Raw genomic sequence first — 14,148 nt, forward strand, 5'->3', positions numbered from 1 at the left:
AGTATGCGGTGCGACGGCGAAATCGTCACCGGGGGTGATCGGCACAGATGCAGCGGCCGCCTCGAGGGTGGCCGCTGCGTCCAGGCATCAGCTGTTGTTGTGGTCGACCTTGATGGTCGGGTCGCTGCCGGCGATCAGGTTGTGCAGGCTGGCGCTCGACCAGTTGTTACCTTCGAGTTTGATCGTCACGTCCGGCGTGGCCGCGGCGGCGTCAGCCGAATTGAACTTGCCGCCCGAGCTGACTTGCAACGACGACACGCCATCGACCGTGGAGATCTTCAGGAAGTTGTCGATGGTGCTGCCGGTCTCGCCCTGCAACAGGTCGCGCAGGTCGATGCGGTCGCCTTCGCTGGCTTTGAAGTCCTTGATCACATCATTACCGGTGTCGCCTGACTTCCAGACGAAGGTGTCGCCACCGGAACCGCCGATGAGGATGTCGTTGCCCCGACCGCCAATCAGCGTGTCGTTACCCGTACCGCCGAGCAGGATGTCATTGCCTTTGCCGCCGTCGAGCAGATCGTTGCCGCCGGAGCCGAACAGGATGTCATTGCCCGCGCCGCCCAGCAGCGTGTCGTTACCGTCATGCGCGCCGGACACATCGAACGCCTGATAGTGTTCGGTGATGTACTGGTGCACGTTGCTGGTGCTGACTTTGCTGACCTCGACCCCGGTTTCCTTGGCCACAAAGGCCTGCATCGCCTGATAACCCTCGCCGGCGATGCCGTTGAAACTCACCAGATCGCCGAACAGGATGTCATTGCCCTCACCACCGTTGACGGTGTCGCTGCCCGGCAGCGTTGCTTCGGTGTGGCCGATGATCGAGTTGGCGAGGTCCTTCGGATCGATGTTGGTCTGTGGCGTCTTGTCCGAATCGTACGGCTTGAGGTCGCTGAGGCTGACGTCGTTGTTCAAGCCGATTGCTTCGACGCTCGACAATCCGCTGAGCAAGGCAAAGCCGCTGGCCGAGTTACTGGTCGTCGACGTGTTGGTGCTGTTGCCGGTACCGGCCAGGTTCGACAGCTCGTAAGTGCCGTCGCCTTGCGCATGAATGGTCCCCAGGTTACTGCTGCTCCAGCCCCACCACGAGTTGTAGGTTTGCAGGGTCACGGTGCCAGCGCTGTTGATCGTCAACGCGTGAGTGTTGTCGATGTAGGTGCTGAAGGTGTCGCCCGGCTTGTAGTTGCTGGTTTTCACCACGTCATCGAGCTTCACGTTGCCGTACAGCGTCGGGTTGGTCTGCTCGCCGTTCTGGTAGTAGGTCGGCTGGCCGTCGGTGATGAAGTAGGTGAGATTCTTCGCCCCGGTGTTGGCTACCGCGTCAGCGCTCTGGAACCAGTTGGCCGTGGTCTTGAACACGTCCTCGTAGTTGGTGCCGCCGCCGGAACCCATCGAGTCCAGCACCGCCTTGAGCTGCGCTAGTGCGTTCGGATCATTGAGGTTCACCGACACCGACTTGTTGACCTGGGTATCGAAGTCGACGAGGAAGATGTTCACGGTGCCCGAATTACTGCCGCCCAGACTTTGCTTGAGGCTGTTGAACACCGAGGTCAGCGAGTCCTTGGCGGCGTTGAGCGAGGTGCTGCTCATGCTGCCGGAACTGTCGACCATGAACGCGATGTTGTAATTGGTGCCCGGCACCACCGTCAGACCGCCGATGTCGGCGACCATGATGTCGTTGCCGTCGGTGCCGTTGAAGGTGTCGTCGCCCGCCGTCGCAACCGTGGCGTTGTAGACCGCAGGCACCACGGTCACCGCGATGGTCGCGGTGCTGCTGGCCGAGCCGCCGACCTGTTCGGTGGACGTCGATGTCACGGTCAGGTTGAACTGGCCGTTGTAATAGGTCGGCGGGGTCACCGTCAGGGAGCCGAGGTTCCAGCCAGTGATATTGGCTTCGCCATTGCTCGCAGTGACGGTGAAGCTATGGCCGGCGCCATCGCTGAGGACCGAACCAACCGGGGCACCGCTGATTTTCAGGCTCAGGGTCTCCGAGCCGTCGGTGTCGGTCAGCGCCGTGGTGATGGCCGACAATTTCACCGTGGTGCCTTCGGCGCCCGTGTTGAGTTTGTAGCCGTCGTAATAGCCTTCGCCGTTGCTGCCGTGCAGATCGGAAACGGTCACGCCGGCATTGATCAGGTCCTGTACACCGGTGTAGATCGGCACGCCGGCATTGCTCAGGTCGATCGGCGTGCTGCCGTTGACCGACAGGTTGACGTCGTAGCTGCCCGGACCGCTCTGGTTGTGGTGGTAGATGTCCAGCGTGTAGTAGCCGCTGGTGGTCGGGGTGAACGAACCGTTGATCGCACCACCCGCGCCCCAGGTCCCCGAAGCCACGCTTTTGCCGCCGATGGTGATCAACAGGCTGTCATCGGCGATGCCGCTGAAGGTGTAAGTCTTGCCGGCTTCCAGATAGATCAGGCCCGAGGTCTTCGATGCCGTGCCGGCGGCGACGCTGCCGTCCGACTGCACATTGGTGACGCTGCCGCTGGTGTTCGGTTTACCGGCACCGTCGATGACGTTTTTCAACGTGGTCGAGTCGGCGCCGTTACCGCTGGTGCCCAGGCCCGACAGGCCGGTCCAGACTTCCTTGATCAGTCCGGTGGACTTCACGCTGTTATCGGCCACGCCCACGGTCGGTGCGTCCGCCACGGGGGTGATGTCGATCTTGATTGTGCCGGTATTGCCCAGCGCCTGGCCGTCGGTGGGCTGGAACTTGATCTGCGCGTAGTCCGCCTGGTTGTTGCCCACACCGCTGCCGCCGTAACCGTTGGTCCCCGATTCATTGGCATCGGGCTGGAAGCGCAGTTTGCCGGCGTCGATATCGGCCTTGCTGAAGGTCTGGTTGGTGGCGACGTCTTTCCAAGTCGAACCGTCCAGATACTGCAGTTTGCCTTCGCCTGGCAGCTGGGTGATTTTCACCCCGAGGCTGCTGGCCGGGCTATCGACATCGCTCACACCGAAGGTCGACCAGCCAAGCACCAGCGGCGTGTCTTCGGTGCCGGTGACGTTGCCCGGCGCGGCGACCGGTGCATCGTTGACCGCCACCACGTTAACCGTGGTGGTCGCAGTGTTGGAGTAATTGCTGCCATCGGTCACCGTCACGGTGATGATGCGCGGCACGGTGCTCGGGTTTTCACTGCCGTTGGTGAAGCTGATGTTCTTGATGACCTGCATGTAGTCGGCCAGCGTCGCGTTGCCGGACAGCGTCAGGGTCACCGTGCCGTTGGTGCTGTTGGCATTGATAGTGATGCCATTGACGCTGTTGCCCAGGTTCAGCGCATCGCCGTCCTGACGGTTGGTCAGTACCACGGTGGCGCCGGTCAGCAGGGTGCTGTCCGGGTCAGTGATGCTGAGGTCGGTGTCGGCAATCGACACGCCAGCGCCCGGGGTGTTCTCGGTGAACGTCACCTTGTAGTCGGCACCGGTGGCGCCGCTGGAATTGTTGGCGTCCAGGTCGAGCACGGGTGGTGCGTCGTTGTCGATGATCGAGGTGCTGACGCTGCCATTGGTGGCGCTGACGGCGAGGTTTTCAAAGTTGCCGCCGGTGGCCGAATCGATCTTGACCACGAAGTTCTCGGTGCCTTCGGTGATCTTGTCATCGAGAGTAGCGACGTTGAACTGCGCACTGCTGGCGCCCGCCGGGATCTTCACGGTGTACACACCGGTGAAGTCCGAACCGTCGGCGGCAGTGCCGCTGTAGACGATTTTCAGGGTCACTTCGGTTTGCGCCGGGTGATTCAGGCTGACGGTGTAGCTGGCGGTCTGGCCTTCAGTCACCGAAGTGCTGCCGCTGATGCTGACGGTGGTGGTGTCGACGGTGTCGGTGACGGTTGTCACGGCTGGCGTTGTGCTCGGCACCAGGTTCTCGAAGTTGCCGCCAGTGGCGCTGCTGATCGTTGCCTGCACGGAGCCGGCGTCTTTGTAGACGTCATCGGTTGGCGCCGAAACGGTTACGGTGCCGCTGGTTTTCCCGGCTTCAATGGTAATCGTGGCGCCGTTGGACAAGGTCACGGTGACTGGCGAGCCGGCGGCGTTGGTCAGTGTCGCGGTGTAAGTGATCTGACCGCCCTCGGCCACGGAACCGGTCGCGCTCAGCGACAGATTGGTGGTGTCGACGGTGTCGGTCACGTTTGTGCTGACCGGGGTTTTGTCGGCGACGAGGTTTTCGAAATTGCCACCGGTCGCGTTGGTGATCGAGTTAACCAGCGGCGCGTGGCCGGTCAGTACATCGTTCGACACAACGGCGGTCGCGGTGCCAGTGGTCTTGCCGATGTCGATCGTGATCTGCTGACCATTAGCCAGGGTTACGACCACTGGCGAGCCGGTGACGGGGGCTCCGACTGTTGCGGTGTAGACGACATTGCCGCCTTCGGCCGCCGTAGCGGTCGCGGTCAGTTTTACGGTGGTGGTGTCGATCGTATCGGTGACGCTGGTGACGGCTGGTGTGCTGCTGGTGACCAGTTTCTCGAAGTTGCCGCCGGTGGCGTTGCTGATCGTGGCCTGCACGGAGCCTGCGTCTTTGTAGACGTCATCGGTCGGTGCTGGAACGGTGACATTACCGCTGGTTTCGCCAGCTTTGATGGTGATGACCGCGCCGTTGGACAGGGTCACGGTCACTGGCGAGCCAGCGGCGTTGGTCAGGGTTGCGGTGTACGTAATCTGACCACCCTCGGCCACGGAACCGGTCGCACTCAGCGACAGGTTGGTGGTGTCGACGGTGTCGGTCACGGTGGTGCTGACCGGGGTTTTATCAGCAACAAGATTCTCGAAATTGCCACCGGTCACGTTGGTGATCGAGTTGCTCAGCGAAGCCTGACCGGTCAGCGCATCGTTCGGTGCGGTGAAGGTCACGCTGCCGGTGGTTTTGCCGACTTCGATGGTGATGTTCTGACCATTGGCCAATGTCACAACGACAGGTGAACCGGTCACTGGCGCGCCAACCGTCGCGGTGTACGTGACGATCCCGCCTTCGGCAACGCTGGTATCAGCCGTCAGCTTCACCGTTGAGGTATCGATGGTGTCGGTGACAGCTGTCACGGCTGGCGCAGTGCTTGGCACCAGGTTTTCGAAGTTGCCACCGGTGGCGGTGCTGATCGTTGCCTGAACCGAACCGGCGTCTTTGTAGACGTCATCGGTTGGTGCTGGAACGGTGACATTACCGCTGGTTTCGCCAGCCTTGATGGTGATAACCGCGCCATTGGACAGGGTCACGGTCACTGGCGAGCCAGCGGCGTTGGTCAGGGTTGCGGTGTACGTAATCTGACCACCTTCAGCCACGGAGCCGGTCGCGCTCAGCGACAGGTTGGTGGTGTCGACGGTATCGGTGACAGTGGTGCTGACCGGAGTTTTGTCGGCAACGAGGTTTTCGAAGTTACCGCCGGTCACGTTGGTAATCGAGTTGCTCAGTGAGGCCTGACCAGTCAGCGCATCGTTCGGCGCGGTGAAGGTCACGCTGCCGGTGGTTTTGCCGACTTCGATGGTGATGTTCTGACCGTTGGCCAGGGTCACGACGACAGGCGAACCGGTCACTGGCGCGCCAACGGTGGCGGTGTAAGTGATGGTCCCGCCTTCAGCAACGCTGGTATCAGCCGTCAGTTTCACCGTCGAGGTATCGATGGTGTCGGTTACTTGAGTGATTGCTGGTGTGGTGCTCGGAACAAGGTTCTCGAAATTTCCACCAGTGGCGCTGCTGATCGTTGCCTGCACCGAGCCGGCGTCTTTGTAGACGTCATCGGTTGGCGCTGGAACGGTTGCAGTGCCGCTGGTTTCGCCAGCCTTGATGGTGATCACGGCGCCGTTGCTCAGCGTCACGGTCACTGGCGAGCCTGCGGCGTTGGTCAGGGTTGCGGTGTACGTAATCTGACCACCCTCGGCCACGGACCCGGTCGCGCTCAGCGACAGGTTGGTGGTGTCGACGGTATCGGTGACAGTGGTGCTGACCGGAGTTTTGTCGGCGACGAGGTTTTCGAAATTGCCACCGGTCGCGTTGGTGATCGAGTTGCTCAGCGACGCCTGACCGGTCAGCGCATCGTTCGGTGCGGTGAAGGTTACGCTGCCGGTAGTTCTGCCAACTTCGATGGTGATGTTCTGACCATTGGCCAATGTCACAACGACAGGTGAACCGGTCACTGGCGCGCCAACCGTCGCGGTGTACGTGACGATCCCGCCTTCAGCCACCGAGGTATCGGCGGTCAGTTTGACGGTCGAGGTATCGATGGTGTCGGTTACTTGAGTGATTGCTGGTGTGGTGCTCGGAACAAGGTTCTCGAAATTTCCACCAGTGGCGCTGCTGATCGTTGCCTGCACCGAGCCGGCGTCTTTGTAGACGTCATCGGTTGGTGCCGGAACGGTGACATTACCGCTGGTTTCGCCAGCTTTGATGGTGATCACCGCGCCATTGGACAGGGTCACGGTCACTGGCGAGCCAGCGGCGTTGGTCAGGGTTGCGGTGTATGTAATCTGACCACCCTCGGCCACGGAACCGGTCGCGGACAGCGACAGGTTGGTGGTGTCGACGGTGTCGGTCACAGCAGTGCTGACTGGGGTTTTATCAGCAACAAGGTTTTCGAAACTGCCACCAGTGACGTTGGTGATCGAGTTGCTCAGCGACGCCTGACCGGTCAATGCATCGTTCGGTGCGGTGAAGGTCACGGTGCCGGTGGTTTTGCCAACTTCGATGGTGATGTTCTGACCGTTAGCCAGGGTCACGACGACAGGGGAGCCGGTGACTGGCGCGCCGACGGTAGCGGTGTAAGTAACCGTGCCGCCTTCAGCAACCGAGGTGTCAGCGCTCAGCTTGACGGTCGAGGTATCGATGGTGTCGGTGACAGTCGTCACAGCCGGAACATTGCTCGGCACGAGATTTTCGAAGTTACCGCCGGTGGCGCTGCTGATGGTTGCCTGCACTGAACCTGCGTCTTTGTAGACGTCATCGGTTGGTGCGGGAACGGTGACATTACCGCTGGTTTCGCCAGCTTTGATAGTGATCACCGCGCCATTCGACAGGGTGACCGTGACCGGCGTACCGGCCGGGTTGCTCAGCGTGGCGGTGTAAACGATCGAACCGCCCTCGGCCACTGTGCCAGTCGCGGACAGCGACAGGTTGGTGGTGTCGACGGTGTCGGTCACAGCAGTGCTGACCGGAGTTTTGTCAGCGACGAGGTTTTCGAAATTACCGCCAGTGACGTTGGTGATCGAGTTACTCAGCGAAGCCTGACCAGTCAGCGCATCGTTCGGTGCGGTGAAGGTCACGGTGCCGGTGGTTTTGCCAACTTCGATGGTGATGTTCTGACCATTGGCCAATGTCACAACGACAGGTGAACCGGTCACTGGCGCGCCAACCGTCGCGGTGTACGTGACGATCCCGCCTTCAGCCACCGAGGTATCGGCGGTCAGTTTGACGGTCGAGGTATCGATGGTGTCGGTGACCGTCGTCACGGCTGGCGTAGTGCTTGGCACCAGGTTTTCGAAGTTGCCGCCGGTGGCGTTGCTGATCGTGGCCTGCACGGAACCTGCGTCTTTGTAGACGTCATCGGTTGGCGCGGGAACGGTTGCAGTGCCGCTGGTTTCGCCAGCCTTGATGGTGATCACGGCGCCGTTGCTCAGCGTCACGGTCACTGGCGAGCCTGCGGCGTTGGTCAGGGTTGCGGTGTACGTAATCTGACCACCCTCGGCCACGGACCCGGTCGCGCTCAGCGACAGGTTGGTGGTGTCGACAGTGTCGGTCACGGTGGTGCTGACCGGAGTTTTGTCAGCGACGAGGTTTTCGAAGTTACCACCAGTGACGTTGGTGATCGAGTTGCTCAGCGAAGCCTGACCGGTCAGCGCATCGTTCGGTGCGGTGAAGGTTACGGTGCCGGTAGTTCTGCCAACTTCGATGGTGATGTTCTGACCGTTGGCCAGGGTCACGACGACTGGCGAACCGGTCACTGGTGCGCCAACCGTCGCGGTGTAGGTGACGGTGCCGCCTTCAGCCACCGAGGTATCGGCGGTCAGTTTGACGGTCGAGGTATCGATGGTGTCGGTGACAGTCGTCACAGCCGGAACATTGCTCGGCACGAGATTTTCGAAGTTACCGCCGGTGGCGCTGCTGATGGTTGCCTGCACTGAACCTGCGTCTTTGTAGACGTCATCGGTTGGTGCGGGAACGGTGACATTACCGCTGGTTTCGCCAGCTTTGATGGTGATTACCGCACCGTTCGACAGGGTCACGGTCACTGGCGAGCCTGCGGCATTGGTCAGGGTTGCGGTGTACGTAATCTGACCACCTTCAGCCACGGAGCCGGTCGCGCTCAGCGACAGGTTGGTGGTGTCGACAGTGTCGGTCACGGTGGTGCTGACCGGAGTTTTGTCAGCGACGAGGTTTTCGAAGTTACCACCAGTGACGTTGGTGATCGAGTTGCTCAGCGAAGCCTGACCGGTCAGCGCATCGTTCGGTGCGGTGAAGGTCACGCTGCCGGTAGTCTTGCCGACTTCGATAGTGATCTGCTGACCATTAGCCAGGGCCACCACCACGGGCGAACCGGTTACTGGCGCGCCAACCGTCGCGGTGTACGTGACGGTCCCGCCTTCGGCAACGCTGGTATCAGCCGTCAGTTTCACCGATGAGGTGTCAATGGTGTCCGTGACGGTTGTCACGGCTGGAGTGGTGCTTGGCACTAGGTTTTCGAAGTTGCCGCCGGTGGCGTTGCTGATCGTTGCCTGCACGGAGCCGGCGTCTTTGTAGACGTCATCGGTTGGCGCTGGAACGGTTGCAGTGCCGCTGGTTTCGCCAGCTTTGATAGTGATTACCGCGCCGTTCGACAGGGTCACGGTCACTGGCGAGCCAGCGGCATTGGTCAGGGTTGCGGTGTACGTAATTTGACCACCCTCGGCCACGGAACCGGTCGCGCTCAGCGACAGGTTGGTGGTGTCGACGGTATCGGTCACGGTGGTGTTGACTGGGGTTTTATCAGCAACAATATTTTCGAAGTTACCGCCCGTCACGTTGGTGATCGAGTTGATCAGCGAAGCCTGACCAGTCAGCGCATCGTTCGGTGCGGTGAAGGTTACGCTGCCGGTAGTCTTGCCGACTTCGATGGTGATGTTCTGACCGTTGGCCAGGGTCACGACGACTGGCGAACCGGTCACTGGTGCGCCAACGGTAGCGGTGTAAGTGACGGTCCCGCCTTCAGCCACCGAGGTATCGGCGGTCAGTTTGACGGTCGAGGTATCGATGGTGTCGGTGACAGTCGTCACAGCCGGAACATTGCTCGGCACGAGATTTTCGAAGTTACCGCCGGTGGCGCTGCTGATGGTTGCCTGCACGGAACCTGCGTCTTTGTAGACGTCATCGGTTGGCGCTGGAACGGTTGCAGTGCCGCTGGTTTCGCCAGCTTTGATGGTGATTACCGCGCCATTGGACAGGGTCACGGTCACTGGCGAGCCAGCGGCGTTGGTCAGGGTTGCGGTGTAAGTGATCTGACCGCCCTCGGCCACGGACCCGGTCGCGCTCAGCGACAGGTTGGTGGTGTCGACGGTATCGGTGACAGTGGTGCTGACCGGAGTTTTGTCGGCAACGAGGTTTTCGAAGTTACCGCCGGTCACGTTGGTAATCGAGTTGCTCAGTGAGGCCTGACCAGTCAGCGCATCGTTCGGGGCGGTGAAGGTCACGCTGCCGGTAGTCTTGCCGACTTCGATAGTGATCTGCTGACCATTAGCCAGGGCCACCACCACGGGCGCACCGGTGACTGGCGCGCCAACGGTGGCGGTGTAGGTGACGGTCCCGCCTTCGGCAACGCTGGTATCAGCCGTCAGTTTCACCGTTGAGGTGTCAATGGTGTCGGTGACGTTGGTTACGGCTGGAACCGAGCTAGGCACCAGGCTTTCGAAGTTGCCGCCGGTCGCGTCCGTGATCGTCACTTCGACCTTGCCGGCGTCCTTGTAGACGTCGTCCTTCGGTGCATCGACAGTCACGGCGCCTGTAGTTTTACCCGCGTCGATGGTAATCGTCGCGCCGTTCGACAGGGTCACGGTCACCGGTGTGCCGGCCGGGTTGGTCAGCGTCGCGGTGTAGGTGATCTGGCCACCTTCGGCCACCGAATCGCTCGCGGTCAGGTTCAGGTTGGTAATGTCAGTGGTGTCGGAAACCACGGTGTCGGCGGCCTTACCGTCGACCACGAGTTTTTCGAAGTTGCCGCCGGTGGCGCCGTCGATGGTTACGCTCAGCGAGCTGCCGCCCGCCAACGGGCTGTTCGGCGCGACATAGTTCACGCTGCCGGTGGTTTCGCCGACGGCGATGGTGATGGTCTGGCCGTTCGACAGACTGACGATGACCGGCGAACCGGTCACTGGCGCGCTCACGGTCGCGGTGTAGACCACTGTTTCGCCTTCGGCGACGTTAGCAGTGGCGCTCAGCGACACGGTGGAGGTATCGACGGTGTCATTGACCGTGGTCACGGCTGGCGCTGTGCTGGTGACCAGGTTTTCGAAGTCGCCGCCAGTCGCACTCTTGATGGTCGCCTCGATACTGCCGGCGTCTTTGTAAACGTCATCGGACGGTGCGGGAACGGTCACGGTGCCGGTGGTTTTGCCCGCTTCGATTGTAATCACAGCGCCGTTGCTTAACGTCACGGTCACTGGCGAGCCGGCGGCGTTGGTCAACGTCGCGGTGTAAGTGATCTGCCCACCCTCGGCCACGGAACCGGTCGCGGACAGCGACAGGTTGGTGGTGTCGACGGTGTCGGTCACGGTGGTGCTGACTGGGGTTTTATCCGCCACAAGGTTTTCGAAATTGCCACCGGTCACGTTGGTGATCGAATTGCTTAGCGACGCCTGACCGGTCAATGCATCGTTCGGCGCGGTGAAGGTCACGGTGCCGCTGGTTTTGCCGACTTCGATGGTGATGTTCTGACCGTTGGCCAGGGTCACGACGACAGGCGAACCGGTAACCGGCGCTCCGACGGTGGCGGTGTAGGTGACGGTACCGCCTTCAGCAATGCTCGTGTCAGCCGTCAGTTTCACCGTTGAGGTATCGATGGTGTCGGTGACCGTCGTCACGGCTGGCGTAGTGCTTGGCACCAGGTTTTCGAAGTTGCCGCCGGTGGCGTTGCTGATCGTTGCCTGCACGGAACCGGCGTCTTTGTAGACGTCATCGGTTGGTGCCGGAACGGTGACATTACCGCTGGTTTCGCCAGCTTTGATGGTGATCACCGCGCCATTGGACAGGGTCACGGTCACTGGCGAGCCAGCGGCGTTGGTCAGGGTTGCGGTGTACGTAATCTGACCACCCTCGGCCACGGAACCGGTCGCGCTCAGCGACAGGTTGGTGGTGTCGACGGTGTCGGTCACAGCAGTGCTGACCGGGGTTTTGTCAGCGACGAGGTTTTCGAAGTTACCGCCGGTCACGTTGGTGATCGAATTGCTCAGCGAAGCCTGACCAGTCAGCGCATCGTTTGGCGCGGTGAAGGTCACGGTGCCGGTGGTTTTGCCGACTTCGATGGTGATGTTCTGACCGTTCGCCAATGTCACGACCACAGGGGAGCCGGTCACTGGCGCGCCAACGGTGGCGGTGTAGGTGACGGTGCCGCCTTCAGCCACCGAGGTATCGGCTGTCAATTTGACGGTCGAGGTATCGATGGTGTCGGTGACCGTCGTCACGGCTGGCGTAGTGCTTGGCACCAGGTTTTCGAAGTTGCCGCCGGTGGCGCTGCTGATCGTTGCCTGAACCGAACCGGCGTCTTTGTAGACGTCATCGGTTGGCGCTGGAACGGTTGCAGTGCCGCTGGTTTCGCCAGCTTTGATAGTGATCACCGCGCCGTTGGACAAGGTCACGGTCACTGGCGAGCCGGCGGCGTTGGTCAGGGTTGCGGTGTACGTAATCTGACCGCCCTCGGCCACGGAACCGGTCGCGGACAGCGACAGGTTGGTGGTGTCGACGGTGTCGGTCACGGTGGTGCTGACTGGGGTTTTATCCGCCACAAGGTTTTCGAAATTGCCACCGGTCACGTTGGTGATCGAATTGCTCAGCGAAGCCTGACCAGTCAGCGCATCGTTCGGTGCGGTGAAGGTCACGGTGCCGGTAGTCTGGCCGACAGCGATGGTGATGTTCTGACCGTTGGCCAATGTCACGACGACTGGCGAGCCGGTCACTGGCGCACCTACGGTAGCGGTGTAAGTGACGGTCCCGCCTTCGGCAACCGAAATGTCAGCCGTCAATTTCACCGTCGAGGTGTCGACGGTATCGGTGACATCGGTCACCGCTGGCGTGGCGTTCGGGACGAGGTTTTCGAAGTTGCCGCCCGTGGCATCCTTGATGCTGACTTCGACTTTTCCGGCGTCCTTATAGACGTCGTCCTTCGGTGCGTCGACGGTCACGGTACCGGTGGTCTTGCCGGCCTCGATAGTGATCACCGAGCCATTGCTCAGATTCACGGTGACCGGGGTACCGGCCGGGTTGCTCAAGGTCGCCGTGTAGGTGATCTGGCCACCTTCGGCCACGGTGCCGGTCGCGGACAGCGACAAGCTGGTGGTGTCGGTAACGTCGGTCACTGCGGTGGATACAGGCGTTTTATCGGCGACCAGATTTTCGTAGTTACCGCCGCTGACGTTGGTGATCGAATTGGTCAGTGCGGCATTGCCGGCCAGCGCATCGTTTGGTGCGGTGGTGGTCACGCTGCCGCTGGTTTGGCCGACGCCGATGGTGATGCTCTGGCCGTTAGTCAGGGTCACAACGACAGGCGAACCGGTGACTGGCGCGCCGACCGTGGCGGTGTAGGTGACGGTGCCGCCTTCGGCGACCGAGGTGTCAGCGCTCAGTTTCACCGTCGAGGTGTCGACGGTATCGGTGATTTCCGTCACCGCAGGGTTGGTGCTCGGCACCAGGTTCTCGAAGTTGCCGCCGCTCGCGTCCTTGATCGTGACTTCGATCTGGCCGGCATCTTTATAGACGTCATCAGCCGGGGCCGGAACGGTCACGGTGCCGGTGGTCTTACCCGCGTCGATGGTAATCACCGAGCCGTTGCTCAGGGTCACGGTGACAGGCGTGCCCGCTGGATTGGTCAGGGTCGCGGTGTAAACGATCGAACCACCCTCGGCCACCGAGCCAGTGGCGCTAAGGCTCAGGCCGGTGTTATCCACCGAATCAGTAATCGTGGTGACCGCTGGCGTCGGATTCGGCACCAGGTTTTCGAAATTGCCACCGGTGGCACTAGTGATGGTGGTGCTGACGGTGCTGCCATTGTTGTACACGTCGTTGGCGGCAGTTGGCACGTTGACGGTGCCGGTGGTTTCGCCAGCGGCAATGGTGATGGTCGAGCCATTCGACAGGGTGACGGTTACCGGAGTTTGCGCCGGGTTGGTCAGCGTCGCGGTGTAAGTGATCTGGCCGCCTTCGACGATGTTGTTGGTCGCGGTCAAGGTCAGGCCGGTGTTATCCACCGAATCAGCGATCGTGGTGACCGCAGGCGTGTTGCTTGGCACCAGGTTTTCGAAGTTGCCACCGGTAGCGCCAGTGATGGTGGTGCTGACGGTGCTGCCATTGTTGTACACGTCGTTGGCGGCGGTCGGCACGTTGACGGTGCCAGTGGTTTCGCCAGCGGCAATGGTAATGGTCGAGCCATTCGACAAAGTGACGGTTACCGGAGTTTGCGCCGGGTTGGTCAGGGTCGCGGTGTAGGTGATCTGGCCGCCTTCAACGATGTTGTTGGTCGCGGTCAAGGTCAGGCCGGTGTTATCCACCGAATCAGCGATCGTGGTGACCGCAGGCGTGTTGCTTGGCACCAGGTTTTCGAAGTTGCCACCGGTAGCGCCAGTGATGGTGGTGCTGACGGTGCTGCCATTGTTGTACACGTCGTTGGCGGCGGTCGGCACGTTGACGGTGCCAGTGGTTTCGCCAGCGGCAATGGTAATGGTCGAGCCATTCGACAAAGTGACGGTTACCGGAGTTTGCGCCGGGTTGGTCAGGGTCGCGGTGTAGGTGATCTGGCCGCCTTCAACGATGTTGTTGGTCGCGGTCAAGGTCAGGCCGGTGTTATCCACCGAATCGGTAATCGTAGTGACCGCAGGCGTCGGATTCGGCACCAGGTTTTCGAAATTGCCACCGGTGGCACCAGTGATGGTGGTGCTGACGGTGCTGCCATTGTTGTACACGTCATTGGCCGCAGTCGGCACGTT

The 14,148-nt window shown here is 61.2% G+C and carries 1 protein-coding gene; it reads right to left on the reverse strand.

The features are described from left to right. Positions 1 to 87 precede the first annotated feature (87 nt). On the reverse strand, positions 88 to 14,148 hold a 14,061-nt coding region (locus HU765_RS17875), incomplete at its 5' end, for an immunoglobulin-like domain-containing protein (RefSeq protein WP_186622031.1).

Source organism: Pseudomonas sp. SWRI81 (genome assembly GCF_014268545.1).
GTDB lineage: Bacteria > Pseudomonadota > Gammaproteobacteria > Pseudomonadales > Pseudomonadaceae > Aquipseudomonas > Aquipseudomonas hamedanensis.